Annotated in this window: 24 protein-coding genes; 8 read left to right on the top strand and 16 right to left on the bottom strand. The window is 69.7% G+C overall.

All coding sequences use genetic code 11. The features are described from left to right. Positions 1-41: 41 nt before the first annotated feature. The 7 genes from HKK72_RS08400 to HKK72_RS08370 all read right to left on the bottom strand — a co-directional run bounded on the left by HKK72_RS08400 (position 42) and on the right by HKK72_RS08370 (position 6,591). Positions 42-647, bottom strand: coding sequence for a dihydrofolate reductase family protein (locus tag HKK72_RS08400; RefSeq protein WP_187233688.1), 606 nt, complete (start codon positions 645-647; stop codon positions 42-44). A gap of 56 nt (positions 648-703) precedes the next feature. Continuing rightward, positions 704-1,048 (bottom strand): hypothetical protein, encoded by a 345-nt coding sequence (locus HKK72_RS39755; RefSeq protein WP_222720483.1) that lies wholly within the window; start codon positions 1,046-1,048, stop codon positions 704-706. A 369-nt stretch (positions 1,049-1,417) separates the two neighbouring features. Beyond that, positions 1,418-3,925: a penicillin acylase family protein gene (locus HKK72_RS08390; protein ID WP_261986644.1), complete on the bottom strand. Its 2,508-nt coding sequence runs from the start codon at positions 3,923-3,925 to the stop codon at positions 1,418-1,420. A 27-nt stretch (positions 3,926-3,952) separates the two neighbouring features. After that, complete coding sequence (locus tag HKK72_RS08385; protein ID WP_187233687.1) at positions 3,953-5,035, bottom strand: ABC transporter permease subunit; 1,083 nt, start codon at positions 5,033-5,035, stop codon at positions 3,953-3,955. Next, positions 5,032-5,922, bottom strand: a complete 891-nt coding sequence (locus HKK72_RS08380; protein ID WP_187233686.1) for an ABC transporter ATP-binding protein — start codon at positions 5,920-5,922, stop codon at positions 5,032-5,034. Before HKK72_RS08380 ends, HKK72_RS08385 begins: the two co-directional genes overlap by 4 nt. Then, positions 5,919-6,311 (bottom strand): GntR family transcriptional regulator, encoded by a 393-nt coding sequence (locus HKK72_RS08375; protein ID WP_187233685.1) that lies wholly within the window; start codon positions 6,309-6,311, stop codon positions 5,919-5,921. Before HKK72_RS08375 ends, HKK72_RS08380 begins: the two co-directional genes overlap by 4 nt. A 130-nt stretch (positions 6,312-6,441) precedes the next feature. Beyond that, entirely contained in the window at positions 6,442-6,591 is a 150-nt protein-coding gene (locus HKK72_RS08370) for a hypothetical protein (protein ID WP_187233684.1), read from the bottom strand. 202 nt (positions 6,592-6,793) lie between these two features. Here HKK72_RS08370 and HKK72_RS08365 point away from each other — a divergent pair, with 202 nt between their 5' ends. Beyond that, positions 6,794-7,168 carry an NUDIX hydrolase gene (locus tag HKK72_RS08365; RefSeq protein ID WP_261986643.1) on the top strand — a complete coding sequence of 125 codons (375 nt, stop codon included), beginning with the start codon at positions 6,794-6,796 and terminating at the stop codon, positions 7,166-7,168. 232 nt (positions 7,169-7,400) lie between these two features. Here the strand turns inward: HKK72_RS08365 and HKK72_RS08360 are convergent, their stop codons facing one another. From HKK72_RS08360 to HKK72_RS42040, 4 genes are all read right to left on the bottom strand, one after another. Continuing rightward, on the bottom strand, positions 7,401-7,541 hold the full coding sequence (locus HKK72_RS08360; protein WP_187233683.1) for a hypothetical protein: 141 nt from the start codon (positions 7,539-7,541) through the stop codon (positions 7,401-7,403). Positions 7,542-7,565: 24 nt separating this feature from the next. Next, positions 7,566-7,940: a hypothetical protein gene (locus tag HKK72_RS08355; RefSeq protein WP_187233682.1), complete on the bottom strand. Its 375-nt coding sequence runs from the start codon at positions 7,938-7,940 to the stop codon at positions 7,566-7,568. A gap of 94 nt (positions 7,941-8,034) precedes the next feature. Further along, entirely contained in the window at positions 8,035-9,339 is a 1,305-nt protein-coding gene (locus tag HKK72_RS08350; RefSeq protein ID WP_261986642.1) for a serine hydrolase domain-containing protein, read from the bottom strand. 89 nt (positions 9,340-9,428) lie between these two features. After that, entirely contained in the window at positions 9,429-13,388 is a 3,960-nt protein-coding gene (locus HKK72_RS42040) for a helix-turn-helix domain-containing protein (protein WP_187233681.1), read from the bottom strand. Between the two features lie 348 nt (positions 13,389-13,736). Between HKK72_RS42040 and HKK72_RS08340 the strand changes: the two genes are divergently transcribed. Further along, the gene (locus HKK72_RS08340) at positions 13,737-17,033 is read left to right on the top strand and encodes an AfsR/SARP family transcriptional regulator (protein ID WP_187233680.1); all 3,297 of its coding nucleotides are present in this window, start codon (positions 13,737-13,739) and stop codon (positions 17,031-17,033) included. 14 nt (positions 17,034-17,047) lie between these two features. On the opposite strand, the gene HKK72_RS08335 is transcribed toward HKK72_RS08340, so the two are convergent. Both HKK72_RS08335 and HKK72_RS08330 read right to left on the bottom strand, forming a co-directional pair. Next, positions 17,048-17,794 (bottom strand): hypothetical protein, encoded by a 747-nt coding sequence (locus HKK72_RS08335; RefSeq protein WP_187233679.1) that lies wholly within the window; start codon positions 17,792-17,794, stop codon positions 17,048-17,050. Next, complete coding sequence (locus tag HKK72_RS08330) at positions 17,791-18,327, bottom strand: SigE family RNA polymerase sigma factor (RefSeq protein ID WP_261986641.1); 537 nt, start codon at positions 18,325-18,327, stop codon at positions 17,791-17,793. Before HKK72_RS08330 ends, HKK72_RS08335 begins: the two co-directional genes overlap by 4 nt. A gap of 182 nt (positions 18,328-18,509) precedes the next feature. Here HKK72_RS08330 and HKK72_RS42035 point away from each other — a divergent pair, with 182 nt between their 5' ends. Genes HKK72_RS42035 through HKK72_RS08320 form a run of 3 tightly spaced genes read left to right on the top strand, consistent with a single transcriptional unit; the run spans position 18,510 to position 19,509 of the window. After that, the gene (locus HKK72_RS42035) at positions 18,510-18,728 is read left to right on the top strand and encodes a MerR family transcriptional regulator (RefSeq protein ID WP_222720482.1); all 219 of its coding nucleotides are present in this window, start codon (positions 18,510-18,512) and stop codon (positions 18,726-18,728) included. Then, entirely contained in the window at positions 18,728-18,850 is a 123-nt protein-coding gene (locus HKK72_RS40725; RefSeq protein WP_261986640.1) for a hypothetical protein, read from the top strand. The genes HKK72_RS42035 and HKK72_RS40725 overlap by 1 nt, the downstream gene beginning before the upstream one ends. Beyond that, positions 18,850-19,509: a hypothetical protein gene (locus HKK72_RS08320; protein WP_187233678.1), complete on the top strand. Its 660-nt coding sequence runs from the start codon at positions 18,850-18,852 to the stop codon at positions 19,507-19,509. Before HKK72_RS40725 ends, HKK72_RS08320 begins: the two co-directional genes overlap by 1 nt. A 114-nt stretch (positions 19,510-19,623) precedes the next feature. On the opposite strand, the gene HKK72_RS08315 is transcribed toward HKK72_RS08320, so the two are convergent. Beyond that, positions 19,624-20,073 (bottom strand): Fur family transcriptional regulator, encoded by a 450-nt coding sequence (locus HKK72_RS08315; RefSeq protein WP_187233677.1) that lies wholly within the window; start codon positions 20,071-20,073, stop codon positions 19,624-19,626. Between the two features lie 271 nt (positions 20,074-20,344). Here HKK72_RS08315 and HKK72_RS08310 point away from each other — a divergent pair, with 271 nt between their 5' ends. Then, entirely contained in the window at positions 20,345-20,815 is a 471-nt protein-coding gene (locus HKK72_RS08310) for a Dps family protein (protein ID WP_187233676.1), read from the top strand. 110 nt (positions 20,816-20,925) lie between these two features. Here HKK72_RS08310 and HKK72_RS08305 read toward each other — a convergent pair whose 3' ends face one another. Further along, positions 20,926-22,275 carry a cytochrome b gene (locus HKK72_RS08305; protein ID WP_187233675.1) on the bottom strand — a complete coding sequence of 450 codons (1,350 nt, stop codon included), beginning with the start codon at positions 22,273-22,275 and terminating at the stop codon, positions 20,926-20,928. Positions 22,276-22,491: 216 nt separating this feature from the next. Between HKK72_RS08305 and HKK72_RS08300 the strand changes: the two genes are divergently transcribed. Beyond that, positions 22,492-23,016 carry a DinB family protein gene (locus tag HKK72_RS08300; RefSeq protein WP_187233674.1) on the top strand — a complete coding sequence of 175 codons (525 nt, stop codon included), beginning with the start codon at positions 22,492-22,494 and terminating at the stop codon, positions 23,014-23,016. Positions 23,017-23,065: 49 nt separating this feature from the next. On the opposite strand, the gene nhaA is transcribed toward HKK72_RS08300, so the two are convergent. Then, positions 23,066-24,955, bottom strand: a complete 1,890-nt coding sequence (nhaA, locus tag HKK72_RS08295) for a Na+/H+ antiporter NhaA (RefSeq protein WP_187233673.1) — start codon at positions 24,953-24,955, stop codon at positions 23,066-23,068. 172 nt (positions 24,956-25,127) lie between these two features. Between nhaA and HKK72_RS08290 the strand changes: the two genes are divergently transcribed. Continuing rightward, positions 25,128-25,526 (top strand): DUF2630 family protein, encoded by a 399-nt coding sequence (locus HKK72_RS08290; protein ID WP_315987146.1) that lies wholly within the window; start codon positions 25,128-25,130, stop codon positions 25,524-25,526. The last annotated feature ends 91 nt before the right edge of the window (positions 25,527-25,617 follow it).

Here is a 25,617-nt window from a genome sequence, read left to right as displayed (position 1 = left end):
TTCTGGCGCAGGACACTAGTGCGTCACCTACGTCACGTGCTTCAGTCGGTTGCATACTCCGGGCGCCCGGCCGGCCGGTAGACCTGGAGCGTTATGCCTTTCGGGAAGGCTCGCGATTCGACCAGGTCAAGCGCTATGTCCGGGCCGGTGGCGGGGAACAGCCGCGTGCCCTGGCCGACGACCACCGGGACGATGAGCAGATTCATCTCGTCGACGAGGCCGTTCTCGAGCAACCACCGGGTCAGGGCGCCGCTGCCGTGCACCTGCAGCTCACCCGCCGACTTGGCCTTCAGCTCGCCGATGGCCGCCGCGAGGTCACCGGACAGGACGGTCGTATCCGCCCAGCGCGGTTCGGTGAGCGTGTTCGACGCGACGTACTTGGGCTTCGTGTTCAAGGCACCTACGATCGGGTTCCCCAGATCTTCCCTCACGCCCCAGTAGCTGGCGAAAAGCTCGTAGGTCCGCCGGCCGAACAGGAACGCGTCGGCGCTCTGGTACACTTGGTCGACGAACGTCATGGCCTCGCTGTCGAACAGCGGCCCGGCCCATCCGCCTCGCTCGAATCCGCCGCTGCGGTTCTCATCCCGCCCGCCGTTTCCCTGCACCACTCCATCGACGGAGACCTGCGTGGTGGTCGTCAGTTTCATGATCGCGGTTCCCTTCTCCGCGGGGGCCGCCCCTCGTGGGCGGCCCCTCACCCCTGCTACGAACACCTCCGCCCCGATCCGACACCGCCTCCCAGATTTCTTTCGAGGACTTTCTGGCACGCCGACTGCAATCGATCCGACAGCGCGACGGTTTCGGGACGACTGCGCTCCACTTCCTCATGCGCGCCCCAGTGGGGTAGCCCAGTGCGGACGAGCTCTGGGATCAGATCGGCCGCGAAGCCCCTGGCTCGTCGTCCGCACATGCCGCGAGGCAGAAGCACCCGATCGCCCTTGATCACCGTGTGCGGGTCCTCGAGCAGATGCTGGGCATCGACCGACCCGAAGTACCGCTTGCCTGAGCCGAAGACCACGGGCACGACGTCCATCGCGACCTCGTCCACCAGGCCTGAGGGCGAGTTCCTGCCCGCCGGCGTCGGCCGCCGCCACGGCGACGATGCGCTCCCCTGCGAGTTCCTTGGCCTTCGCGATCGCCTGTGCCACATCGTCGACGAAGTGGTACGACGCCTCGGGGTGCCACCCGTCGGGCTTGGGCCGGTGCGACACCACGACCACGTGTTCGCCCGCCGGCGGCGACCCCTCCCAGCCGTTGGTCATGTCGAACAGGTGACGCCCGATCACCACACGACGTTGTGCATCACCACGGTGCTCATCACATCTCCTGGGGAGTTCCGAGGGCTTGGCCTTGCACATGTCGTGCTTGTTCGTGTTGTGAGCCTATTGGCCAGGTGACCGCCTGACGTGAGCGGTCGTCAGCCTCGGAGGGCGGTGGTCTGCAGGTGTGGGGTCGCGTTGATCTCGGCTTCGGTGAAGCGCTCGGTGATCCACTGGCTGCGGGAGAACAAGGCGGTCTGGTCGGTGTGGTGGGGCGAGGCCGGGTTGGCGGATTGGGAGTAGGTGAGCAGGGTGCGGGTGCGGGGCCCGTTCGGTGTCAGCTCGATGGCCATCAGGAAGCTGGAGCCTCCGTCCACGTCCGGATAGCGGCCGCCGCCGATCGGCCCGGAGGAGTCGATGCGGTCGAAGCAGCCTTCCTCGTCGGTGCAGCCGGGTATGGGGATCGAGGCGTAGCGCTGGGCGTCCGCCGGAGTGAGGGCAAAGGGGGTGCGGTTGTTCTGGAGGCGCTGCACGGTGTCGACCAGGGCGCGCTGCACTGCCGGATTCTTGCGGTCGAGTCCGCGTGGGGTGATGAGCGGGTGCGCGGGGTCGAACGGCACTCGCCACCGGCCGGTCTCCGGCTCCTTCGAGTCACCCGACGCCGTGTCTTTCGCGCTGGCCGGCTTGGGTGTCGGCGGAGGGCCGTCCGGCGTGGGCGGCGAAGAATCGGCTGGTGCTACGACCCGGCCGCTTCGCCCCAGCCGCGTGAAGAACTCGCGCCACAGGATGGCGCCGCGGCTGTCGAGGTCGGCGCGGCCGTCCCAGGCCGAGAGCGTGTCGCATGCTTGGCGTACGTTGATCCGCCGGCCGTCGGTGGCGGTCATGACGGGGTGGGTACGGCACGTCGCCAGCAGGTCGGCGCGGGTGAGTTCAGCGCTGTAGTTGCGTTTGCCGATCGCCGTGGCCTGCAGGGTCTCGAGCGTGAAACCGGGCGGGCCGAGGCCGTCGGTGCCGGCCAGCCGCTGGGAGATCAGGTCCAGGCTGAGCCGGGCGCGCAGCCTGCGTTCGGTACGGGTGTCGCCGTAGATGCGGGGGTAGTCGGTGAGGGGAGCCGAGGGGTTGGTCAGCCAGGGGCTGTCGTTGGAGTTGGCCACGTAGTCGGTGCGGGTCAGCGTCGGGTATCGGCCGGGTCCGAAGATGCCGGGCTCGATCGCGTCGGGATCCTTGCCCCAGCCGCAGGACGACGTGGAGCCGTCCAGGACGAGCGTCTCGGGATATCGCGCCTTGCCCTCCGGCGTGCTGATGCAGCGCTTGGCCTGGGCGTCGGTGACATGCGGGACCACTGAGGAGTCGGCGAAGTACGTCGTCCCGCTGGTGTCGGTGGCGAGCGTGTAGTAGGAGGGCACGCCTTGGTAGGTGTTCTGGGCCGTGCGCAGCTGGGCGAGGTTCTGCACGGCGCCCATCGCCAGCCATTCGTTCATCGAGCGCAGGTTCGAGGCGTTGGCGTCGGCCAGGGCGAACGCGGTCCTGGTCGTCCAGCCGGTGGCGAGCACCGGGCCGTACCGCGAGGTGTAGAGGGTACGGGTGACGGTGACGGTCCCGCCGACGGGGTCTCGCAGGGTGACGTTCACCTTCTGCCGGCCCATCGACTCTGCCCGGCCGTCGACCACGTAGCTGGTGGGTTCGCCCGGCGCGAGAGCGAGTTGGTGGAGGGTGAAGCGTGGCGCGTGCGAGACCGCGTGGGTCCAGGCCACGCCCGTAGTGTGGCCGATCTCGACCACCGGTGTGCCGTACAGGCTGGCGCCCGACACGTTGAGCACCCCGGGAATGGTCAGCTGCACCTGGTAGAGCCGCCAGGCGCCGTTCCACGGGAGGTGCGGGTCGGCGAGCAGCATGCCGTGGCCGTCACGGGTCGCCTTCCGGCCGAGGGCCCACGCGTTGCTGCCGGGAGCGGTCGTCCCCGCCTTCGGGACCGCCGTGGTCGGTACGGCTCGCGGGCCCCCGGATCCGGTGGCGCCGGCTCCGGCCGGGGTCGCGGTGGCGATGGCCTCCTTGAAGTCCGCGGTCCCGGCGCGATTGACGTCAAGGATGTTGCTCCAGATGTCCAGGGCGGTGATCGGGTGGACCCAGGCCTTGCCCCGGCAGGTCGGATCCGGCAGCCGCTTCACCCCTGTGTCGCGCAGATAGCGGTTGTAGCCGGCGACATAGCCGTCGACCATCCGACGCAGTTCTGGGGTGGGCCCGTGCGGCGCCGGGCGCGCCAGTGTCCGCCGCAGGACGCCCGATGCCAGGACGCCCTTGTAGTAGATGTCGCTCGCGAGGTTGGAGACCGGCTCGACCGGATCGTCGGAGGGCACTCCCGCATCGAAGTATTTTGATCGTTCACCTCGCAGGGTCACCACCCGTGAGGCCATGACACACAGGTTGTCCTGGGCGAACGCGTACCCGTACCCGTATCCGAGACCCCCGTGATCCTTAGCCGTGACATGTGGGATGCCATATTCGGTCCGCCGGATCTGGGCGGAGTATCGCTCATCGCCGTTCTCCGGCATCACGTACGTTCGCACCACCACCACCATCACGACGGCGACCATGGTCAGCACGATCAATACGGCCAGAGCTCGCCTCCCGGAACGCCCCCATGCGCGAGTGTTCTCGATACTCATGTGGTTCCTCTCCGGCGGCAGGCGGGGTCAGGACAGGCGGCGGCGGAGCCACCAGAAGCAGAAACCCGACAGGCCGAGGGAGAGGGCGGTGTAGATGGCGGTCTCGTACCACTGGAAGGTCCAGAAGCGGCTGGAGGCGTGGTAGGTCAGCTGTTGCCGGTAGCCGAGCCGCCCCAGTTCGACGAGGCAAGGCAACATCGGATGCCCGGACTGCCCGGGCCGCGGTTCGGGCTCCTGCCCGGCCGGCCGGGGTGCGCAGGGCCCAGAGGACGTGGACACGGGGATGATCCCGCCGGCGACGGTCTTCCCCGAGGCGTCGACGATTCGGCTGGACAGGACCCAGGCGCCCGTGTCGCTGGGCACCTGCTTCTCCAAGCTCAGATTCAGCGGGCCGCCGGGGTGCCGTATGCCGATCAGGTCGATCTTCGAGTCGGTGAGCTGGATGGCCGAACGGGTAGGCGGCAAAAGATGGGGGCGGGCCAGCAGGGGCATGGCGATCTGGACGGCGACGAAGACGACCAGGGTGATGGCCATGGCGGGCAGGGTGCGGCGGACGAGCATGCCGATGGTGACGCCGAGGGCGAAGGCGAAGGCCGCGTACCCGATCGGGACGATGCCGCGGGCGTCGAACACCAGCGGCCCCAGCCGCGGGAAGCCCGGGGAGTTACCGGCGGCGGCCTTGTCGATGGGGCCGGCCCACCAGGTCACCGCGAGGCTGCCCAGTCCGGCGGCGGTCATGGCGGCCAGGCCGGTGAGGGCGAGTTTGACGGTCAGCCAGCGGGTGCGGGTGATGCTCTGGTTCCACACCAGCCGGTGTGTGCCGGCCTCCAGCTCACGGGTGATCAGCGGCGCTCCCCAGAACAGCCCGATGAGGGCGGGCAGCAGCAGCACGATGGCGGTGACGGCAAGAAACGACGCCTGGTTGTCGTGGAAGAACCGCTGGACATAGTTCGAGCAGCCGCCGCTCTCGGTGGTGCAGGCGGCGATACCGGAGGCGTAGTCGTCGGAAAGCCCCGGGCCGGTGAGCGCCAGGACGGCGGCGAGCGCGGCGAGGGCGGCGAACATCATCGCGGCCGCGGCGCGGAACTGGCGCCAGGTCAGCCAGATCATCGTTGGACCTCCAGGGCAGGCCGGCGGCCGGTGTCGGTGCGCTTGTCCATGTAGGCCAGGACGAGATCCTCCAGATTGATCTGGCTGACGGTCCAGGCGGGGTCGTGGATCGGAGCGTCGGTGCGAATGATCAGAGTGGTCTGCCGTTCGGTGTGGCTGGCCGAGACGACGTGCTGGTTCGCCGGGAGGGTGGCGGGGTCGCGGCGCGGGCCGGTGAGCCGGTGGTGGGTGGCCAGCAACTCCTCGACCTCTCCCGCCACCTGGACGCGGGAGTCGACGAGCACGATGAGGTGGTCGCAGGCCCGTTCCACGTCGGAGACCAGGTGGGAGGACAGCACCACGCTGAGCTCGTGCTCGACCGCGGCCTCCATCAGGCCCTGCAGGAACTCGCGGCGGGCGAGCGGGTCGAGCGCGGCGACCGGCTCGTCCAGGATCAGCAGCTCTGGTCGTTTGGCGATGCCCAGAGTGAGAGCGAGCTGGGCGCGCTGACCACCCGACAGCTTCCCGGCCCGCTGGGCGGGGTCCAGGCCGAGCCGCTCGATCCGGTCGCGTGCCAGTGCATCGTCCCACCCGGGGTTGAGCCGGGCGCCGAGCCGTAGATGGTCGGCGACGCTCAACCCGGCGTAGGTGGGGGTGTCCTGGGCGACGAACCCGACCTTGGCCAGCTGCGCAGGGCCGGCCCCAGGCCGGCCGCCGAGCACGGTGATGCTGCCCGACGTCGGTGCCATCTGGCCGCCGGCCAGGTTCAGCAGCGTGGTCTTCCCCGCTCCGTTGGGGCCGACCAGTCCCACCACATGCCCGGCCGGGATGTCCAGGGTGCAGTCGGTCAGCGCCCAGCGCCGCCCGTACCTTTTGCCCAGCCCCTGGGCCTGCAAGACGGCGGTCATGCTATTTCCTCCTGAGCGGCGGCCCGAAAGGTGGTCATGAACAGCGCCTCGATGCTCTCCTCGTCCAGACCCGCCCGGCGGGCCTTGGCCAGCCAGCGCCGCAGGTCCTGACGCAGCGGCCCGTGCGCGGCCAGCGAGGCATCGGCCAGCGTCGCCGTCACGAACGTCCCCCTCCCCGGCCGGGCGGCCGCCAGGCCCTCGTGCTCGAGTTCCCGATAGGCCTTGAGCACCGTGTTGGGGTTGATCGCCAGCCGCGCCACCACCTCCTTGACCGTCGGGAGCTGGTCACCCTCCTTCAGCAGGCCCAACCGCAGCGCCTGCCGAACCTGACGCACCAACTGCAGATACGGCGAAACACCCGAGCGGGTGTCCAGGTGGAACTCGATCATCCGAACTCCATTCATCTAGATACCTAGCACATTAGGGTGTTACCGTAGTGTGTTGTCAAGCGACCCAGTTCAAACGCCCAAAAGAGAAAGGGCCCCGGATGAAACCGGAGCCCTTCGAGTGTCGCCGCGATCAGACCGCGCGGCTGTTCTCCTGCCGCTGCTCGAGGCCGTCCACGGCGATGAGCCAGACCTCGAACTCTTCGGTCGTCACCCCCACCAGTGCGCCCCCATCCGTCGAGAGCGTGACGAATTCCGGCTGTCCGGGGCGGTCTCCCAGCACTCCGGCCAGGTCCCACCCGGCGGTGAGTCGGACCCGCGTCCAGCGCCGGGGGCGCGCAGCCCGTCCAGTCGCCCGCGACGTCGATGAGGAACACTCCGTCGTCGCTGATCACCCCGCGATCAGTCGCGAGCCGGCGCCACTGCGCGTTGATCTCGGCGACGAGGTCAGGCCGATCTCCTCGTACGGCGACGGAGGGCGTGGCTTGGACCGCGATGACCGGGCGCCATGCGGCCAAGGGCGAAAGGACATCCTCGACCTGCCCCACTACCTCCAGCCCGGCGGTTCTGAGCAGCTGCGCGAGTTCATGTCTCCCAACCGTCATGCGGATCCATCCTGCCGGAGTCGGTTCCCTGCCACTGCAGCGACTGAGGGATCACATGACGAGCGGCCCAGGTCAGGCGACCTGAAGAAGGGCGAGACGATCCGCCAGTGCGGCATCCGCGAATGCCAGGAAGAGACCGGCGTCGAGATCGAGATCACGGGCCTGGTCGGCGTGTTCACCACACCCGAGCACGTCATCCAGTACCGCAAGGGCAAGAAGACCACCGAAGCGGTCGTGCCATCAGCGCGCAATTAACCAGGGTGAACAGGGGCTAAGAGCCGATTCTGACGGCTACATCGGAGCGCAGGTCAGGGCCCTCAAGGGCCATGTTCGGTTTGATTCCCAGACTCATAGCGCGCTCAAGTACGAGCTCTTCGCCCGGGCTGCTGCAGCCGATCGGCCCGCCGCTGTCGCGACGGGCCGACGTCTGCCTCGACTGTGCTCTTACGAGCCGGGGGGTGGCCTACCCCCGACGAAGAGCGGCGGGTCAGAAGTAATAGGGCTCGCAATCGGTGCTGCTCTGCCCGAAGCTGTTGTAGGCGAACATGCAGAGCTCGATGTACGAGCCGGTGTCGCCGGCATTGTGGTCGAACGGCGTACTGGTGTTGTATCCGCCTCCCCACCTCACGAAGTCGTTACCGAAGGTGCCGCCTTACTTGATGTCCAGGCGCACGCTACGGCTGTCGTTCTTCGTGTCATAGAGACGTCCGTACACGCGGATGTCGTTGTTCGTGCAGTTCTTGACAGCGGTGAACGCGACACGTGACACGCCGTCCTTATGCGTGAAGTCGCCGCCGACCTGTCCGCAGGCGGCAAGCGCAGGGTGGCGCTGCCGACGACCACGGCGGACGCCGCCACCGCGGGCATGACGGCCAGCATCGCGAGGCGAGCTTTGAAACGGTTCGAGCGGATGTTCATGCGACTCCCTGGAATCGACCGGCCGGACTTTTAGCCCCAGCGCATGAATTGACAATTTCCCTGCACGAAAAAGTACCTCGACAATTTGTTCGCACGGGAACGTGAGCACAATTCAATCGGCCGCGACACCCGGGAGAAAGGGCCCACGGGCCTAATGATCGATAGGCGTTTTTGGGGCCTTAATAGGGCACACCGCCGACCGCTCAGAAATAGAGGCCGGAGAGATCTCCCGTGGGCCAGGTGGTCACGGCGTTCGCGGCCTGGTGCAGCGGCTGGCTGAAGTCGTTGTAGGTGTAGCCGAGGCCTGAGGCGTCGTCACGCTGGTCGAACAGGAGCGCCCAGGTGATCCCGTCGAATCTGCGGGTCACCAGCGTCGTGGTGCCGGGCAGGCTGCCGTCGTGCCAGGTGTTGCGCCCGCCGCTGACATCGCGCACGTTCCAGCCGAAGCCGTAGTAGTACCCGTCCGCGTTGAGCCCCGTCTCGGGCTTGGCGAACATCGTGGAGACCGAGGTGCCGTTCAGCACCGTGGTCTTGCCGTCGAAGATGGTGGCGAAGCGAGCGTAGTCGACCGCCGAAGCCAGCCACCCGCCCACCGCGGTCCGATTCTCCAGGTTGAACGAACCGTACGGGTTGGGCACGGTCGTTCCCGCGGCGTCGAACACGGACTTCCCGGTGTACTGCGAGTAGTATGGGACCTCGCCGGGCGCCGCTCCGCTCCGCAGCGATCTGCCCGGACGCATGCGCGAGATGCTCAGCGGTGTGAGCACCTCCTGCTGGACGTAGTCCGCGTAGGTGGTTCCCGAGACCATCTCGATGATCTGTCCCAGGAGCAGATAGCCGTAGTTGCTGTAGGCGTAGGTGGTGCCCGGGGCGTGATCCATCTTCAGCCCTGTACCGAACCGGATCATGTCGGCCTTGGTGATCGGAAGAGGAACGCCCAGTTGAGTGGCGATCTCACGGTCACGGTAGGTCGGATCTGCGGTGATCGAGCGGTCCCAGCCGCCCAGGTGCTGAAGCAGACGGCGTACGGTCACTTGACTCAGCCGCGGATCGGCCGACTGGCCGTCCGGCGGCGTCAAGGTGAGCAGCTGCGTCACCGGGGTGGCCAGGCTCAGCTTGCCGTCCTGCACCAGCCGCATGACGGCGGTCGCGGTGACGGCCTTGCTGAGGCTCGCGATCCGGAACAACGAGGTCGGCTGGACGCTGAGCGACGCATCGTCGCTCCATGTGTAACCCCGGGCGAGCAACAGCTTCCCGTTGCGCATCACGGCGAGGGAACCGCACGGGATGCTCCGGGCCTGCATGACGGTCTTGACGGCCGTGTCGAAGCCGCTCAGCCCGGCCCCTGCGGCCCCGGAGATCCGCCAGGTGCGCTGCACCGCGGCGGCGACGCGGGCGGCGGGCGCCTCGGTGGTGCACCCCGCCGCCAGGCCGGGGACGCCCAGCGCCAGCCCGCCGAGACCCATCAGCTTGCCGAAATCACGCCGGGTGAATTCCTCGGACCGCAAGACCCCTCCACAAGATCATGATTGTGTGCTCATGCACGTTACTGAGGAAAGATCCGTTCTGGTGCGGGTTCGGGCATGGAGGGAGTACGTCAGCTCGTGCCTGCGCACGGAGGCCGGTAGCCGACGCCGGGGAAGTACCTGTCCCACTCCCTGCGGGTGATGCGCGAGTGAGCCACCGCGCAGACCTGCGCGGCCACCTGTTCGGGATCGGTGTTCCACAGGCGCGCGGTGCGGTCCTCGCTCGAGGTGAGCACGGTGCGTCCGTCGGGGCCGAAGGCCACCGCGTGCACCCGATCGGAGTGCCCGTTGAGAACGGCACGGAGCACCGGCCGTACGTTGCCACCGACGCCGGCCGTGCCGCCGCCACTGCCGCCGCTGCCGACCGTGCTGCCACCGTCCAGATCCCACAGTCGCGCCGTACCGTCCAGACCCGCGGTCGCCAGCGCGCGGCCGTCGGGGCTGAACGCGACCGACTGCACCCCGCCGACATGTCCGGTCATCGTGGCGAGCGCCCGGGGACGCGCGGGGTCGGCGACGTCCCACAGGCGCGCGGTGCCGTCCAGACCGGCGGTCGCCAGCCTGCGCCCGTCGGGGCTGAACACCAACTTCTGGATCGTGTCGGGATGCGCGGCGAACTCGGCCACGCGCACCGGCCGGTGCGGATCGGTGACGTTCCACAGATGCACGTCGTAGTCCTGTACGACGGCCAGCAGCCGACCGCGCGGGCTGAACGCCACCGAGATCGACCCCATGTTCTGCTTGATGATCCCGGCGGGCTCGGGCCGGCGCGGATCGGAGACGTCCCACAGCTCCACCTCGGCCACACCGCCGCCCGCGCTCGCGAGGATCCCGTCGCCGGGCATGAACGCGACCGTACGCACCTCGACGCCGGTCTTCAGTGACCCGAGCCGGACCGGTCGCCGCGGATCTGAGACGTCCCACAGGCCCACCGTGGTGTCGATGCTCCCCGTCGCCACGATCCGGCCCGAGCCGCTGAACGCCACCGCCTTGACCTGACCCGTGTGACCGCGCAGCACCGACAGCGGCCCCGGATGGCCCGACTCGTGGACGTCCCACAGCCGGGCGGTGAAGTCCTCGCTGCCGACGACCGCGCTTCGTCCGTCCGGACTCAGAGCCGCGGTCGAGAGGGCGCCGTCGTGACCCGCCATCAGCGGGCCGGGCACGTCGGTGAGCAGCGCGCTGTGATCTGAGCTGGCCGAGGCCAGGATCCGCCCGTTCGGGCTGAAGGTCAGGGACCAGATGGTGTTGGTGTGATTGGACAACGTGGTGAGCGGCCTGGGGTGGCGGGGTTCGGAGACGTCCCACAGGCGTGCGGTGTAGTCCCAGCCGCCCGTGGCCAGCGTCCGGCCGTCCGGGCTGAACGTGACCGCCTGGAGAGGTGCGGCGTGGCCGGACAGGGTGGCGAGCGCCACCGGGTCGCGGGGCTTCGCGACGTCCCACAGCCGGGTCTTGTGGTCGTAGCCCGCCGCCGCGAGCGTCCGCCCATCGGGGCCGAACGCCACTGAGGTGATGGCGCTCTCCTGGCGCGGCAACCGGGCGAGTGACCTGGCGCGACGCGGGTCACCGACGCTCCACAGCCGCGCGGTGCCGTCGTCGCTGCCGGTCGCAAGCGTCTTGCCGTCCGGGCTGAACGCGGCCGTGCCGACGGTCGCGGTGTGCCCGGTCAGTTCGGCCAGCCGGGTGGGGGCGCCCGGCTGCGACAGGTCCCACAGCCGTACGTTGCCGTCGGCGCTCGCGGTCGCCAGTGTGCGGGCGTCCGGGCTCAGCGGCGCACGGAAGACCGCCTCCTTGTGCGCGGCGAGAGTGGCCCGCAGCGCCGGACGACGCGGCTCGGAGATGTCCCAGAGGCGTACGGTGCCGTCGTAGTTCGCACTGACCATGGTGCGGGCGTCCAGGCTGACACTGAGCGACTCGACGTCATCGGGCTGCCCCGGCAGTACGGCGATGGCGGACGGCCGGTGCGGAGCGGTCACGTCCCACAGCCGGATCGTGCGGTCGTCCCCGCCGGTCGCCATGATGCGTCCGTCGGGAGTGAACGCCGTCGTGTTGATCTCATGGGTCAGCCGGGTGGCGAACGGGGCCGCGAAGCTGCTCATCAGGCTGCTGCGGGCAGCCACCGTGGGCGAGAGACGGTAGGCGGCGAGGCTCAGTTGCGCGGCCAGCGCCGGGTCGACCTTCCGCAGATCGGCGGCCTCCCCGGCCGCCTTCTCCGACAGCGCCACATCGCGTTGGTCCTTCGCCGACTGCTGCGCTCGTGCGGCCGTGACCGCCGCGACCAGCGCCAGTACAAGCAGCGTCGCCATGGCCGCTATCAGCTGCCGCGTCAGCCGGCTGCGGCGGCGGTCGGCGGCGGTGCTGACGCCGAGGAACTCGTCCTCCAGGTCGTTGAGGTCCTCGGGATGCCGCTGCGCCCAGCTCTTCACCACGGCAAGCTGCCCGCCGCGCATGAGCGCCCCGGCGTCGCGGCCGAGCTCGGCCCAGGTGCCGGCGGCCTGGGTCAGCCGCCGGTGCGTACGCAGGTCGGAGCGGTCGTCGATGAGCCAGTCGCGCAGCCGGGGCCAGGCGGAGATGACCGCCTCGTGGGCGACCTCGACCGTGTCCTCACCGAGGACGACCAGCCGGGCGCGAGCGAGCTCCTCCAGCAGGTCGCCGACATCGACGCCGGCAGCGATGCCCTGCAACTCGGCACGGCCGATGCGCCGCCGGGTGTCGTCGGTGCCCTCTCCGAGCGCGGTCAGCCGTACGAAGATCGTCCGGATCGCCTGTCGCCGGTCCGCGCCGCTGCCCAGGTAGATCCTCTCGGCGGTCTGGGCGATGCTGCCGCGCATTCCACCGCTGGCCTGGTAGTCGGCGAGGCGCAGGTCCGAGCCCTGATGGCGCTGCCAGGTCTCGCGCAGCGCGTGCGACAGCAGCGGCAGCGCCCCGGGCTGGTCGGCGGCGTCCGAGAGCAGCGTCGCCACCAGGTCGGCGTCGACGCTCAGGCCCGCCTGGGCCGCCGATTCGGTGATGATCTCGCGTAGTTCCGCCTCGCTCGGCGGCCCGATCGGCAGTTGTGTCCCCTCGCGTAGCGCGGCGACGAGGTTCGGATCGCTCGAGCAGTGGCCGTAGAAGTCGGCGCGTACCGCCAGCACGACCTGGCAACGATCGAAGCGGGCACGTGCGACGGACGCGATCGCCCCGATGAAGGCGCTGCGCTCGACGGCGTCCGCGCAGAGCGTGAAGACCTCCTCGAACTGGTCGACCACGAGCAGCAGGCGCACCTCGTCCGGCCACCCCACAGGCCGCCCGGCCGACGGCACGGGCGGCTGCTCTGCCGACTCCCCTGCCGGCGGCACGGGCGGCTGCTCTGCCGACTGCCCGGGCAGTTGCACTGGGGGCTGCACTGGCGACCGGCCGGTCGATGCCAGGAGCAGCGCGTCAGGGTCGGCGCCGAGCCTCTCGCGCAACGCACCGGGATCGTCACCGGTCACCGCGGCCACGGCGGCGGCGAGCTCGGCGAGCGGATGCGCCCCTGGGGTGAGGACGAGCGGATACCGGTCCTCCGGCAGGGCGGGGAGCAGGCCGGCCCGGATGAGGGAGGACTTTCCGCTGCCCGAGGCGCCGAACACCGCCGTCAGGCCGCGCCCGTCTTCGAGCTGCTCGACCAGCCGCCCGACCAGGTCGTCCCGGCCGAAGAACCATGCGGCGTCTCGTTGCTGGAAGGCGGCCAAGCCCGGATACGGGCACCCCTGATCGGCGTCCGGGCCGGATGTCGCCAGACCCGCGGCCTCCTGCCAGCGGGCGGCCCACTCCTCCCGGTCGCCACCGCACGCCTCGACGTACGCCAATGTCACTTCCAGGGTCGGCAGCCGCCTGCCCTGCGCCGCCTCGGCCAACGTACTGACCGAATAGTGCGCTCGTTTGGCGAGGGACCGGTAGCTCGGCGTCCCTGCCAGTTCCCGCAATTTCCGCAACTCCCAGGCGAGCTGCTGCACCGGCCCGGAATCCGGATCGAGCGGTCCCTCTGGCCTGCCGGCTCGAAGCGCCACGCCCACCGCCCGCCTTATGCGCCACCGTCGATGCCGACCGTGGGCTCTGACCTGTGATCACCGGCCGTGACCTGGCCATTTGAATTGTTCGGTATTGCTCACCGGCGCTTTCGGACAATCCGGGAGGCCCTTAACGTCGAGATTGCCGACGGCGAGCCGGGCATGCGGGCCTGGCCACCGGACGGCCGGCACGACGTAGAGGGTGAGCGACCGGAGGTACAACAATATGGCTGGGCCCAGAGGAAATGAGTGGAAATCAAAGCCTTGAGTGGGTTTTCAATGATGAGCGGTTTCGACGCTGACCTGAGCTGATGGGACGCCGCCGGGAAGCGCGACGGGGGGAGGGCGATGGGTTCCGACGTGCACTGTGGCGTACTGGGACCGCTGCTGGTGACGGTCGGCGGACAGGCCGTACGGATGGGAGCCGACAAGCAGCGGGCACTGCTGGCCGCGCTCGCGTTGCGGGCCGGTCGGCCGGTGCCGTACGAGCGGCTGATGGACTGCGTGTGGGGCGAGGAACCTCCGGCGACCGCACGTGCGACGCTGTATTCGTACGCCAGACGGCTCCGGCAGTCGCTCGGCTCCGAGGGGAAGCGGCTCATCCACAGCGTGCCCGGCGGTTACCTGCTCGACGCGTCGGCCGTACGGCTCGACCTGCTGCGGTTCCGGGAACTGACCGCCGAGGCGGACCTATGGGCCGAGCGCGGCGACGTGGCGGGTGAGGCGGCGTGTCTGCGGGGCGCGCTGGAACTGTGGCGCGGACCGGCGCTGGCCGACGTGCCCTCCGAGACACTGCATCGCGAGGAGGTGCCGCGGCTCGCCGAGGAGCGGCTGAGTGCGCAGGAGCGCCGCGTCGACGCCGAGTTGCGGCTCGGCCGGTCACGCGACGTCGTCGGGGAGCTCCGCGAGCTGACCGCTCAGCATCCACTGCGGGAGCGGTTCTGGTCGCAGTTGATGGTCGCACTGCACGAGTCGGGGCGCACCGCCGAGGCGCTGGCCGCCTACCGGCTGGCCCGTGACCGGCTCGCCGACGAGTTGGGACTGGACCCGGGCGAGAATCTACGGCGGCTCGAGTCCTCGATCCTGCGCGGCGATCTCGTGCTGCCGGACGCGGCTCTCAATGCGGCCGTGCCGTTCGGCACCACGCCATCCGGCACCGCGTCAGGCACCGCGCCGTCCGATGCCACGCCGTCCGAGACCGCGCCGTCCAGTGCCACACCGTCGGATGCCGGAGCGTCGGGTATCGGGAGGCCCGGTGCCGGGAGGCCCGGTGCCGGGAGGCCCGGTGCCGGGGCGCCCGCGACGGGCGCGGCGGGGGCGTCGTACTGGCCGTTCGCACCGGTCACCCCGCGCCAGCTGCCGCCCGACACGAGCGACTTCGTCGGCCGTGACGAGGAACTCCGGACGCTGCTCCAGCGCCTGCGATCCGGCCCGCGGGCCGCGGTGCCCATCGCGGCCATCACAGGGCGGGCCGGGGTGGGCAAGACCGCCCTTGCCGTGCACGCCGCCCATCGGCTGGCCGCCGCGTTCCCCGACGGCCAGCTGTACGTCGACCTCCGCCTCGCCGGTACCGACCCCGTCGATCCCGCGCCGGTGCTCGCGCGCTTCCTGCGCAACCTCGGCGTCGACGGGGGGCGAATCCCCGCGGACCTCGAACAGCGCGCCGAGACGTACCGGAGCATCGTGAGCGGCCGGCGGTTCCTCATTGTGCTCGATAACGCGGCCGACGAGTCGCAGGTACGGCCGCTGCTCCCCGGCAGCGCCGGCTGCGCGGTGATCGTGACGAGCCGCGCACGGCTCGGCGGGCTCGACGGCGTCCGCCCGATGGAACTCGACGTGCTGACGCCGGACCAGGCCGTCGCGCTGCTGCGGCAGGTGCTGGGCGCCGAACGCGTGGCGGCCGCCGGCACGGCGGCCGGCGACCTCGTCCGCATGTGCGGCGGGCTGCCGCTGGCCGTGCGCATCGCGGCGGCCAGGCTCGCGGCCAAGCCGCACTGGCCCGTGGCGCGCATGGTGACGCGGCTGCGCAACGAACGCGACCGCCTGGACGAGCTCGCGTACGGCGGCCTGGAGGTACGCGCCGGGCTCGCGCTGAGCTACGCCGGTCTGGACGACGCCGCCAAGACGATGTTCCGCCGCGCCGGCCTGCTCGACTTGCCCGACTTCGCCGGCTGGGCGGGCGCGGCGCTCGTCGACGCGACTCCCGCCGAGGCCGAGACGGCGTTGGAGCGGCTGGTCGACGCACGGCTCCTCGACGCCGTCAGCCCCGACGCCTTCGGCGAGGTCCGCTACCGCTTCCATGATCTGGTCCGCCTCTTCGCGCGCGAGCGGGCAGAGGCCGAAGAGTCGGCCGCCGGCCGCGAGACCACGCTCGGACGGGCCTTCGCCGCCTGGCTGGCGATCACCGAGCGCGCGCACGCGGCCGTACAGGGCGGCGACTTCACCATCGTGCACGGCGCCGTGCCCCGGCACGGGCTCGACCGGACGCTCGCCGAGCGGGTCGACGCTCATCCGGTCGGGTGGTACGAGACCGAGCGGGTCGCCATCTCGGCCGTCGTACGTCAGGCGGCGCAGGCGGGCCACGACGAGGTGTGCTGGGACCTGGCCGTCACGGCCGGGACCCTCTTCGCGGTCCGCAGCCACTATGACGAGTGGGCCTACACGCACGAACACGCCCTCACCGCGACCCGCAGGGCCGGCAACCGGCGTGGAGAGGCGGCGGTACGGGAGTCGATCGGCTGGCTGGAACTGGCCCAGGGCCTTCACCAGGCGGCCGAAGCGTCGATCGAGTCCGCCGTCCGCGGCTTCGCGGAGGTGGGCGATGCGCACGGCCACGCCATCAGCCTGCGGACGCTCGCGCACCTGGAGTGGCTACGCGGACGGTACGAACGCGCCCTGCGCGACTTCAACCGGGCGCTGCCCACCATCGTGGCGGTCGGCGACCATGGCGCCGCGGCCGGGGCCCTGCGCGGCATCGGGCAGATCCAGCTGCAGCTCGGCCGGCCCGACCTCGCCGAAGGCGCCCTGGAGCGCGCGGTGGCCGAGGCGGGTGAGGCGCGCTACGGCCGCGGCGGCGTACAGGCGCTGCACGCACTCGGCGAGTGCCGGTTGGCGCAGGGCCGCACCGGCGACGCGGAGAGGGCGTTCGTCGAGACCCTGACGCTGGTACGGGAGTTCGAGGACCTGAAGGGCGAGATCCACGCCCTGCAGGGACTCGGCGACCTACGGCTCGAGCAGGGGCGGCACCAAGAAGCGGAGGGGCTCTTGACCGACGCCCTGTCCCTGATCGGCGAGGTGGGCGGCGCGAGCGCCGTACGCGCCAAGGTGCTGCTGTCTCTCGGCCGGCTGCGGTACACGCAGGGCGATCACGGGGCGGCCCTCGGCTGCCTCGGCCACGCTCGCCGCGCGGGCGAGCAGGCCGAGGCGCCGGTGCTGCAGGCGCGGTCTCTGCTCGCCGTCGGCGACGTACACCAGGTGTGCGGAGACACCGCCGCCGCGCAGGCCGCATGGAAGCAGGCGCTCGACCTGTTCGACTCCGTCGGCGCCGAGCAGGCGCGGGCCGTCCGCGCGCGGCTGCGCGAAACCCCGCTGAGTGGAGGTCCGCTGAGCGGAGGTCCGCACGGCATCGCCCCGACGTGCCGTTGACACCGGTAGGTCTGTCACCCGCGCGGATCGAAGGACTCGGGCGGTCGAATCCGATTCAGTACGGTCCCCTGTCGGTCTCTGAAGACGATGCTCTTGAGGACCTCTTTCCTGGGCGTGCCGACCTGCCAGGCCTGGCGGGGGAAGCCCCTGCCGCGCAACAGCGAACCCGGAAGCTGGCTTCCGCCGGCGAGTTCGGCCGTGACCGAGACGACCCTGTTGTCGGTGTAGCCGAAGGTCAACATGATCGGCTTTCCGCCATCGATCGTTCTGATCCCAACCATCATCGACGTCTTGTTCGGCCCTCGGAAGTTGTTGCAGCCGCCGCTCCTGACGGCTCCGGAGGAATCCAGCTCCTGAATGCAGAACGCGGGCTTGTTGTGCATCGTGGAGAACCACACACGCTGGTTCACGCCGTAGCCTCCGTCCGCCGGCTTGAGAATGCCCACCTCGCTGGTCGGACGGAAGGCTTGGAGGTACTCCTCGGGCTTGATCGGCATCTCGCTGTGCATCGGGTTGGGCTTCTCGGTGCTCCGGGTGCCGGCCATGACTCCTCCGCCGGATTCGGGGGCGCCCTGGATCAGTGTCACGGCGGGTACGACCGCGGCGGCGGCCGCGGCGACCGGCACGAGGACGCCGATCCCGAGGCGCCGGCGGTCGCGCCGGATGCGACGCCGTACGAGGGCGATCGCGGCAGGGTCTGATGTGAACGTCGTGGCCCGGCTCTGCAAGGCCTCGCGCAATTGTTCTTCTACAGTGTTCATGCCTGCTCTCCGAGCGTCGTCTTCAGGGCCTTGATGTCTCTGTGGGCGTGCGACTTGACCGTGCCGGCGGAGATGCCCATCAGCTGAGCGATCTCCTGCTCGGACAGGTCGAGCCAGTAGCGGAGCACGAGGGTCTCCCGCTGTTTGCGGGGCAATCGGTCCAGGGCGTCCAGCAGCTCGCGATGGTCTTCGCGCATGATCGCGAGCTGTTCGGCGGGTGTGGCGTCCACGGGCGCCGCCGCCGCCCGGCGCCGGGTGATCCGCAGGTGGCGGAGGCGGTTGCGGGTCAGGTTGAAGACGGTCGAGCGGAGATAGTCGAACGCAGCGTTCCCATCGTGCAACCGGCTCCGTTTTCGGTAGAACCGGGCGAAAGCCTCTTGCGCGACGTCCTCCGGGTCGTCGGCGCCGAGCAGCCCCGCCAGCCGTACCAGCTGCTGGTAGTGCGCGTGGAACAACTCGTCGAACGACGACGCCGGATCGTCGGCGGGTTCGGCCATCGGCTCCGCACGCCCATCGAGAGACAGTTCGGTCATGTTAGAGAGACACACAACCCACTCGCGCGTTGTCACGCCGACCCGCGAATCTGGTCACGCCTCGCGTCACCTGTCGACCCAGCGCTACTCAAACTGCCCCTGAGTAGCCCGGCCGCACCGGGGGGCTCCCGGACGATGGTGGCGTTTGACCTTCTCGTAGCGTCAACGTTTCTAATGAAGGCATGCGGATCGGCGAACTCGCCGCGTTGGTCGGGGTGACCACCCGAACCGTGCGGCACTACCACCACCTCGGGCTGCTCACCGAGCCCGGGCGGTCGCACGTGGGCACGCCCTCTACGCGCGGCTGGACGAACTCGCCGATGCCGGTGCCGGCGATCCCCGCATCGCCGCGGTCGCCGCGGACCTGGCCGCCCACATTCCCGCCGAGATGGCGTCGGTGATGGTCACGAGCCTTGACGACACCGAGACCGGCCACTGGCTGGAAGCGATATCGCAGGAAATGTCCGTCGCGCAGGCCGAGGTGTTCCGGCTGCTGCTGATCATGCTGAAGGAGCAGGTGTGATGACAGGAATCGCCCGTACGTGGCCGGCGGCCTATGCCCGGCTGGTGCCCGAGCCGGTACGGCGCATCATGGGGTTCGACCTGAAGGGCATGGTCAGTCTCGCCCTGTGGATCGCGCGGCGCCGCCACGGGGTGCCGCCGGGCGCGACCCCCGTCTCCTACTCCCGCGCGCAGACGTCCACGATGCTGGTGTTCCTGTTCGCGATGGTCGTGGAGCTGGTCGGCGTCGAGATCCTGCTGCGGGCGTTCGGCGCGCCGGTCGGCCTGCGCGCGGTGTTCCTGGTCATCGACGGCTACACGGTTCTGATCGTGCTCGCGGCCATCGCGGGCTGCATAACCCGGCCGCACGTCGTCACCGCCGACGAGGTGCGCATCCGCTACGGCGCGTTCTTCGACCTACGGGTCCCGCGCGTGCGGATCGCCGAGATACGGCACATCCGCAACTTCAACGAGAACGGCATGGTCAAGGCGGAGGACGGCCGGCTGGTCGTGGCGGTGGCCTCCCAGACCAACCTGGTCATCGAGCTGACCGAACCGATCACCGCCGTCCGCCCCCTCGGCCGCCGCTTCGAGGCCCGTACGATCCGCCTCTTCGCCGACGACCCCGGAGCCGCCTTCAACGCGCTGCGGACCCACCCGGAACACGTGCCCGGATCGTGAGGGCACCACATTCGACCGTCAGCGCCGGCCGTCGGCCGAGACGGTGAATCTCCTGGCACGCCCAGCGAGAAACGCCGGCTGCGGGCGAACTGGCGCGGGAAGTCCGGGTGGGCGTCAGCCCGGTGAACCCGGATCCCGCGTATTGCAGGCACCGCAGGTTCCCCACCACGTGATCTCGGCCTCGTCGATCACATAACCCTTGTCGTCGAGCGGGTCGAGGCACGGCACGACATCCCGGGCGCAGTCGACGTCCTCGACCCGGCCGCATGCTCTGCACACGACGTGGTGGTGGTTGTCCCCAACCCGCAACTCGTAGCGGGAGGAGGATCCCGCGGGTTCGATGCACCGGACCAGGCCGGCCCGGGTCAGGTCTTCGAGCACGTTGTAGAGGCCCTGTCGCGACAGCCCCGCCGCGGCGACGGAGGCGGCCCTACCGATACCGATCTTGTTCTCCAGATCGGGCGCGGTCGCATGCGGAGCTTCCTGCAAAGCGGCCAGGACCGCGCGCCGTTGGGCCGTGTTGCGCAGTCCCTTGCGTTTGAGCAGATCAGCGAAGTGGTCCAAACCGAGATCCCGTTCCTCAGCGTTCGCGCACGCGTACAGAGTTGACACAGTCAATTTACCCGCACCAGCCTAGATTTGACTCAGTCAAATCTAGGCGATAGCGTCGTTAATGTCCGAATCGCGAGGGAAGGACGGGAGGGAAGCTTCGCGGGAGGAGGAGTCGCGCAGTGAGTGACACGGCCGCGTTCGGGCAGGTCACGCCGGATGCGGCGAAGAGCGCAGAACACCTGAGTGATGCAATGGGTGAAAGCCCAGTTAAGGAGGTCTCGCGATGCACAAGGTGAAGAGCCCGCTCGCCGAGGACGCGCGTAAGACGACCGGTGCCGTCTTGCAGGATGCGCTGATCGATCTCATCGACCTGGGCCTCGTCTCCAAGCAGGCTCACTGGAACCTGACCGGCCCGAACTTCCGCTCGATCCACCTGCAGCTCGACGAGGTCGTCGATCTGGCGCGGGCCCACGCCGACGTAATGGCCGAGCGTGCGGTGGCGATCGGCGTCAACCCGGACGGCCGGGCGCACACGGTGGCGGACAGGTCCAAGCTGCACCAGCTCGACAGCGGCTACCTGCAGGACGACAAGGTCGTCGCCGCGATCACCGACATCCTGGCCGAAATGATCCAGCGGTTCCGCACCCGCATCGAGGTGACCGACGACTCCGATCTGGTCACCCAGGACCTGCTGATCAGCGCGACCGACGATCTGGAGAAGCAGCACTGGATGTTCGAGGTCCAGCGCCGCTGACCAGAGGACTCGCCGAGCGGACCTTCGGGCCACCTCGCCCGGTCCGCTCGGCACAGCCGGCTCGGCCCATCCGTTGGCACCTCCACACGGCACATGTCCACCCGGCCCGATCAGACGGCGTCCGAACCGGTGGCCGCCGTCGGCCGGGCCGATATCGCGGCGACGGCGGCCACCGGTTCGGTGATCTCGGTGAAGCCGCCGTCCGGGCTCATCACGATCCGCCCGGTCTCGCGCCCGTGCCGCTTCGCCTCCTCTTCCCGGTACGTGAGGCCGAGGCAGATCCGCCGGGTCAGGCCGTACGCCAGCACAGGTCCGGCGAACACGGCGATCCGGAAGAACCAGGTGACGGCGTAGAGCGACAGCTCGAAGTGGTAGGCGATCTGGTCGTTCGCGGCCGCGGCCCACAACAGCCCGTAGAAGGTCATCCCGGCCACGCCGACCCCCGTACGGGTGGCCGCGTCGCGAGGACGGTCCAGCACATGATGGAGACCCCGGTCGCCGGTGAACCTGCGTTCGAGCGCCGGGTAGCCGGCCAGCACGGTGAAGAAGGCACCGGGAACGAGTAGCGCGGGCACCAGCACCGCCAGGGTCAGCGGATGACCGGCCACGCCGAACTCCCAGTTCGGCATGATCCGCACCGCGCCGTCCAGGAAGCCCATGTACCAACCGGGCACCGCTCCGGCGCTGATCGCCCCTGGCCGGTACGGCCCGTACTGCCAGATCGGGTTGACCTGCGCGACCGTACCCAGCAGAGCGAGCACCCCACAGGTGGCGAAGAACAGCGCCACCGCCGGGCCCATCGCCGCCGCCCGACCCGGGACCGCCCCGGCCCGGAACCGGCCGGGCCGACCGGAATCGGCCTTCCCGGCGAAGCGGGAGTGGCCGTGCCGCCGCACCAGCCGGCGGCGCAGGGCCAACAGGCCGGCCATGCCCGCGGGCAGCAGCAGCACGTGCAGCCAGTAGAGCCGGGGAATGATGTTATCGCCGGGGAAGTCCCCGCCGAACAGCCAGAACGTCAGCCGGGTGCCGATCACCGGGATCGACTGGGTCACCCCCTGGATCAGCCCGAGGCTTCCGCCCGACAGCATGTCGTCCGGCAGGATCGTGCCGGTCAGGCCGGCCGCCATGCCCAGCATGAGCAGGGTCACCCAGACCAGCCAGTTCGCCCCGCGCGGCCGGCGGAACGCGCCGGTGAAGAACATCCGCATGAGCTGGACGCAGACCGCGGCGATGAAGATCAGCGCGGCCCAGTGGTGGATCTGCCGCACCAGCAGCCCGCCGCGCACGTCGAAGCTGATCTCGAGCGCGGACTCGTACGCCCTGCTGACCGGAACGCCGCGCAGCGGTACGTACGAACCGTCGTAGGTGACCTGCGCCATGTCCGGGTCGAAGAACACGGTCAGGAACGCGCCCGTGGCGATCACCACCACGAACGCGTACACCGCGATCTCCCCGAACATGAACGACCAATGATCCGCCCGCGCCGACCGCGACCACCGCTCTGACAAGGCGGTCGCCGTGCTCGGCCGCTGAAAACTCATCCGTGGTCTCTGAAGCCTCAACGTCGCTCTCCCCCGGCTCAGCCGCGCCCCGGACGAGGCGCCCTACCGTTAAGACCCCGAGAGCGCCGGATATGTGACATCCACCGGACACGGCAAAGCGGGCACTATGGGGCGATGAACTGGATCGCTCCGCAGGTCACCCGCGTCGACGCACCGCCGATCGGCGATGAACGCACCCTCCTGGAGGGCTGGCTCGACCACCACCGGCAGACCCTGCTGCTGAAATGCGCGGGGCTGACACCCGAGCAGCTCATCGTCCGCAGCGCCGAACCGTCGAAGCTGTCGCTGCTCGGTCTCGTACGGCACATGGCCGACGTGGAACGCGCATGGTTTCGGCGAAGGTTCGCCGGTGAACGGCTCGACTTCCTCTACTTCCACCCGGACACCAACCCCGACGGCGACTTCGACGACGTCGACGCCGCAGGCGCACAGGCGGACCTCGACACCCTCACCCGCGAGATCGAGCTGGCCCGGGCGGCGGCGGACGGGCACTCCCTCGAGGAGACCTTCTTCCACTCGCACAAACAGCTGGAGATGAGCCTTCGCTGGGTCTACCTCCACATGATCGAGGAGTACGCCCGCCACAACGGCCACGCCGACCTCCTCCGCGAACGGATCGACGGCGCCACCGGAGAATGAGCCCGGGAGCCCGAGCCGGCGATACGTCAACCGGACGCGGCCGGCCGGGCTACGACCTCAGGAGCGCGCGCACATGAGCGGCCCGCACGGCGGACGAGAGCGTCGTGATGTCGTAGGCGCCGTAGTGCCGCCGCCCGTTGATGAAGAAGGTGGGAGTGCCGGTCACACCGCTCAGGTCGGCGGAGTCGACGTCCTCCTCGATGCGGGCGGCGCCGGTGGCGTCGCGTACGTCGTCGCGGAAGCGCTCGATGTCGAGGCCGGCCTCGCGGGCGTAGCGCACCAGGTCATGTACGCCGAGATCTCCCTGGTGGTCGAGCAGCAGGTCGTGCATCTCCCAGAACGCTCCCTGCGCCGCTGCGGCTTCGGCCGCGATCGCGGCGAGCCGGGCGTTGGGGTGCACATCGCTCAGCGGAAGGTGCCGCCAGACATAGCGCACGTCGCCGAAGTCGGCGAGCAGTTCACGGACGACCGGCTCCGCCTGGCCGCAGTACGGGCACTCGAAGTCCGCGTACTCCACCACGGTCACCGGCGCGTCCTTCCGCCCGCGTATGTGGTCGCGGGCCGGGTCGACCGGCGCGGCGAGGTCGACGATGTCCTCGGCGGTGCCCAGCAGCGCTCGGACCCGCAGCCGCTTCGGGAGCATGGCGGTCACCCGGAAGACGATCCAGGTCAGCACCGACGCCGTGAGCGCCGCGGTGAGGATGCCGAGCTTGGCCTCTTCGAGCTGGGGGCCGTGGAAGGCGAGAGTCGCGATCAGCAGCGACACGGTGAAGCCGATGCCCGCGATCGTGCCGCCGCCGGCGATGGCGGCCCAGCCGACCGGCGGCCGCACCCGGCCGCCGGTCAGCCGGGTGACGAGCCACGAGGCGCCGAGGATTCCTATCGGCTTGCCGGCGACGTACGCGAACAGGATGCCGAGCGTGATCGGCGAGGTGAGCGCTCGGGACAGGAACTCGGCGCTGAGCGGGATCCCGGCGTTCGCGAGTGCGAAGAGCGGCACGATCACGTAGCTGGTCCACGGATGGTAGAGCTGCTGCAGCCGCTCGTTGGGTGAGACCGCCGACGCGAGCCCGACCCGGGCCGACTGCGCGAGCTCGGGCGTCGGCTGCTCGCGGAAGAGCCGGAAGAGATCGCTGGCGCGTTCGAGGTCGCCGCGTGCGGCCGGGGACGCGTAGGTGAGCAGGCCCATGGCCAGGCCGACGACGATCGGTTCGACGCCGGACTTGAGCAGCGCCACCCAGACCGCCGCTCCGAGCGCCACGTAGACGATCCCGTGGCGCACGCCTCGTGCGCGGATGAGCAGGATCAGAGCGAAGAGGGCGAGCGCGACCACCAGGGCCGGCGGGTGGACGTGCTCGCTGTAGAAGACGGTGATGACCCCGAGCGCGACAAGATCGTCGACAACCGTGACCGTGAGCAGGTAGACCCGCAGACGCGGCGGGAGACGGGACCCGACCAGGGCCAGCATGCCCAGTGTGAACGCCGTGTCCGTCGACATCGCCGCACCCCAGCCGTGCGCGGAGGAACGGTCGGCGTTCAGGCTCAGGTAGATCGCGACGGGCACGAGCATGCCGCCGATCCCGGCGGCGAGCGGCAGCACGAGCCGGCGTCGGTCGCGCAGCTCGCCCATGTCGAACTCACGGCGCGCTTCGAGCCCGACGACGAAGAAGAAGAGCGTCATCAGGCCGGTGTTCACCCAATGGCGCAGGTCCTGCGCCACGCCCCAGTCGCCGACCCGGACCGACAGCGGCGTCCGCCAGAAGCTCTCATACGATGATGAGTCGACGTTCGCCCAGATCAGAGCGGCCAGCGTCGCGGTCAGCAGGATCGCGGCGCTGCCGGTCTCGGTGCGCAGGAACTCTCGCAGCGGCGTCCGGAGGCTGCGCGCCCAGGCGGTCCGCCCGGACAACGGTGCGTTGGCCTCTCCGGATTCCGTCATCGCCGGATCACGTCGAGTCCGTTGTCGTTCATGTGTCTGGTCGGCTCCCTCTAACTTCGCGGATGACGCGATCCCGGGTGGCCTGATCGACTTCCGTGGCGATCGAGGTGCCGGTCGCGTGCGCAGGCGCCTCTGCTCGGAAAGCAATGGTAGTTGCGGTGGAGGTGTGCCGGTGACCTGCGCGATTACGTTCCCCGGCGATGAACTGGATCTTGACCTGGATATCGATCTCGATCTAGAACTCGATCTTGGCCGCCGGGGCATGGCCTGTGCTTCGGTGGAGGCCGGGGTAGTGCCCGTGGTGGCGGCATGGTTGTCTGGGCCCGTGGACGAGAAGCAGATCCTCGAGCGCATCGACGCACTCGTCGCCGAGGAACACCAGTTGCGTACGAACCGAGTGCAGGGTGCGGCCGACTCCGATTCCGAGTCCGAACGGCTCCGGCATCTCGAAGAGACCCTCGACCAGTGCTGGGACCTGATGCGCCGGCGGCGCGCTCTCAGGGCGGCGGGGGCGAATCCGGACGACGCCGAGGCGGCGAGCGTCTCGCAGGTCGAGGGCTACCTGCAATAGCCGTCGGTCAGTCCCCTTCAATCCTCGCGTGCAGTCGCATGCGGGCATTCGACCCGGAATGAGCGGCACGCCGCCTGCGCGTGGGCGCGTC

It is taken from the genome of Actinomadura sp. HBU206391 (genome assembly GCF_014323665.1).
Classification (GTDB): Bacteria; Actinomycetota; Actinomycetes; order Streptosporangiales; family Streptosporangiaceae; genus Actinomadura_C.
The sequence above is the reverse complement of the archived record's forward strand: the minus strand, read 5'-3'. Positions and strand labels throughout refer to the sequence as shown.